General features: G+C 64.4%; 3 protein-coding genes. All 3 read left to right on the top strand.

Translation table 11 applies throughout. The annotated features are described in order from the left end of the window. Window positions 1–78 precede the first annotated feature (78 nt). The 3 genes from IM725_RS19840 (at window position 79) to tnpC (ending at window position 2,476) form a co-directional block, all read left to right on the top strand. Entirely contained in the window at window positions 79–471 is a 393-nt protein-coding gene (locus IM725_RS19840) for a transposase (RefSeq protein ID WP_193782367.1), read from the top strand. Between the two features lie 20 nt (window positions 472–491). Further along, the gene (tnpB, locus tag IM725_RS19835) at window positions 492–800 is read left to right on the top strand and encodes an IS66 family insertion sequence element accessory protein TnpB (protein WP_193782366.1); all 309 of its coding nucleotides are present in this window, start codon (window positions 492–494) and stop codon (window positions 798–800) included. Between the two features lie 77 nt (window positions 801–877). Further along, a complete protein-coding gene (gene tnpC / locus IM725_RS19830; RefSeq protein WP_407692543.1) occupies window positions 878–2,476 on the top strand; it encodes an IS66 family transposase in 1,599 nt (532 codons plus the stop codon). Window positions 2,477–2,528 lie beyond the last annotated feature (52 nt).

Genomic DNA, 2,528 nt, shown 5'->3' with positions numbered 1-2,528 from the left:
TGTATCCGTCCGGCCATCCCACATTGAATTTTGACCTCCACCCGGAGATGCTTGTGTCCACGAACTTTGCGTGGACACATGGACACTTCCGGAAAAATATCTGAGGTCGCAGCCCTACCCAAGCGCGGGTGGCGCCGGCATTCCGACGACTTCAAGGCGCGCGCCGTGCAGCAGGCACGACTGCCGAACGTCTCGATGGCGGCCGTGGCGCTGGCCAACGGCCTGAATGCGAACATGCTACGGCGTTGGGTTCGCGAAGCTGAGATCAGCGAAGCCAGGACAACTGGCGATCAGGGCTTGCCCGCCTTCGTCCAGTTGCCGTTCCACGCGGTGCCGGCAGCGCCTACGCCGGAGCCTGAGCACAGGAGCGAACGAGTTGACGTGGAGATCCATCGCAACGGTTGGACATTGCGAGCGAACCTGCCCATGCACAGCCGCAGCGCCGCCTGGCTGCGCGAGGTCACCGGGTGATCCGGGTGGATGCGGTTTGGATGGCCGTCGAACCGCTGGACATGCGCCTCGGGACGGAAGCCGCGTTGGCCCGCGTGGTCACCATCTTCGGCAGCGCACATCCCCATCATGCGTACTTGTTCGCCAATCGGCGAGCCAACCGCATGAAGGTCCTGGTGCACGACGGAATTGGCGTCTGGTTGGCCGCGAGGCGGCTCAACGCAGGCAAGTTCACATGGGCGACAAGCGGTGAGGGCACCGTCGGATTGAGCCGGGTTCAGCTCGATGCACTGGCGCTCGGCCTGCCATGGCAGCGCCTCGGCGAGGCGGGAATTATTCGCGTGATCTAAGACCAGCTCCATCGAAGCTCGGCAATTGCCGAATGTGCTGATGCTGCGGGTGAGCCGATGCGAGAAGATCATCATCCATGATCAGCGCGCAGCAGCTTGAAGCCTTCGACCCGCAGGTGCGGCGGGCGATGCTGGCCCTGATGGCGGAAGTGACGGCACGTGACGAACAACTGCGTGCCAAGGATGCACTGATCCAGCAGCGAGAGCGTGACGCCGCGTTCAAGCAGGCCCTGATCGACAAGCTCACGCACGAGCTGGCCGTTCTCAAGCGCATGAAGTTCGCGGCTACCAGCGAGAAGTTCGCAGGAAGCGCTGAGCAACGCAGCCTGCTGGAAGACACCCTGGATGCCGACTTGGCCGAGCTTGGCCAGGAGATGAAGCGCCTGGGCCTTGACGTCGATGCCGCCGCGGACAAGGGCGACAAGAAGACTCCGAAGCGCAAGGCACTGCCACCGCACCTGCCGCGGCGCGATGTGCACCACGAGCCGGCGAACACCTTGTGCTCTTGCGGTTGCCAGATGCTGCGCATCGGCGAAGACGTCGCCGAGAAGCTGGACTACCAACCCGGCGTGTTCACGGTGGAGCGCCATGTGCGGGGCAAATGGGCGTGCCGCAAATGCGAAAGGCTCGTCCAGGCGCCGGTTCCGTCACACGTGATCGACAAGGGCATTCCTACCACCGGCTTGCTGGCCCAGGTGCTGGTCGCGAAGTTCCTCGACCACATGCCGCTGTATCGACAGGAAGGCGTCTTCATGCGCGCCGGCCACGTCATCGCCCGCTCGACGCTTGCCCAGTGGGTGGGCGAATGCGGCGCACTTCTGCAGCCCCTGGTCGATGCGCTGGCCGAGGAGCTGCGGCGCCACGCTGTCCTTCACGCGGACGAGACGCCGGTTGCCATGCTCAAGCCTGGCAATGGCAAGACGCACCGGGCGTACATGTGGTCGTACTGCACCACGAGCAGCAACTCGACGAAGGCCGTGGTGTTCGACTTCAGTGAAACTCGCAATGGCGAGAACGTGCGGCAGTTCCTGAAGCTGGGAACGGCCACCGCCTGGAACGGCACGCTGGTCACCGACGGGTTCAGTGGGTACCGCGCCTGCTTCGAGCAGGGCGTCACCTCAGCGCAGTGCATGGCCCACGCCCGGCGTAAGTTCCATGAGCTGTGGGTCAACCACGGCAGCGAGGTAGGGCGCCAGGCGTTGCGGTTCCACCAGAGCCTGTTCCGCATTGAGCGGGACATCGAAGAGGAAACGCCGGCCGAGCGAAGGCGAATACGGCAGCGCAAATCTCGACGCGTCCTGGCCGTGTTCCATCGATGGTTGCTGGCGCAGCGCCAATTGGTGCCGCCAGGCTCGGCGACGAGCAAGGCCATCGATTACAGCCTGAACCGCTGGAGCGGGCTCACGCACTTCGTCGAGGATGGCGACGTGCCGATCTCGAACAACTGGGTCGAAAACCACATCCGTCCGATCGCACTCGGGAGGTCGAACTGGCTGTTCGCCGGGAGCCTGCGCGGGGGAAAACGGGCGGCCGCGATCATGAGCCTGCTGCACACGGCCCGGATCAATGGGCACGAGCCCTACGCGTACCTCAAAGACGTCCTCGAGCGGTTGCCGACACACCCGGCCAGCCGGATCGACGAACTGCTTCCGCATCGCTGGGCACCGTCGGCCTGAGGGTCCTCACCGTAGGCCGGCAGCCGTCAAGGTGACTTGGCCGGACGCATAC

Origin of the sequence: Ramlibacter aquaticus (assembly GCF_015159745.1) — a bacterium.
In the GTDB taxonomy this organism is placed as follows: domain Bacteria; phylum Pseudomonadota; class Gammaproteobacteria; order Burkholderiales; family Burkholderiaceae_C; genus Ramlibacter; species Ramlibacter aquaticus.
This window is presented reverse-complemented; position numbering and strand designations above follow the sequence as displayed.

What these genes read in the sequence shown, in the direction of transcription:
- IM725_RS19840 (WP_193782367.1), top strand. Translation starts at nt 79, where the DNA reads ATGGACACTTCCGGAAAAATATCTGAGGTCGCAGCCCTACCCAAGCGC.
- tnpB (WP_193782366.1), top strand. Translation starts at nt 492, where the DNA reads ATGGCCGTCGAACCGCTGGACATGCGCCTCGGGACGGAAGCCGCGTTG.
- tnpC (WP_407692543.1), top strand. Translation starts at nt 878, where the DNA reads ATGATCAGCGCGCAGCAGCTTGAAGCCTTCGACCCGCAGGTGCGGCGG.